General features: G+C 32.0%; 1 pseudogene. It reads left to right on the top strand.

The features are described 5' to 3' along the window. Nucleotides 1–256 (top strand): annotated as a pseudogene (locus tag COE49_RS27085) (hypothetical protein); the annotation flags it as partial.

Genomic DNA, 256 nt, shown 5'->3' with positions numbered 1-256 from the left:
TTCTTAGTGGTTGTTTTACAAGAGAGGGAACTATTGTTGGTGGTAAAGTTCATGGTTCTTCAGATAGTGTATCAGGTAGTATATCTGGAGATTATAGAAAATTTACTGGATCTGCAACTCAAGATAGGAAAGTTAAAAAAGGTGAGAATTGGATTTTTTCTTTTGATGATAAAACTAAACAAGGAACTATAATTGCTTATGTTGTGGATTCAAATGATAATACAATACTAGAGTTTAATAGTGGCGAAGGCGAAAA

The organism is Bacillus sp. AFS029637 (assembly GCF_002584985.1).
Lineage (GTDB): Bacteria > Bacillota > Bacilli > Bacillales > Bacillaceae_G > Bacillus_A.
This window is presented reverse-complemented; position numbering and strand designations above follow the sequence as displayed.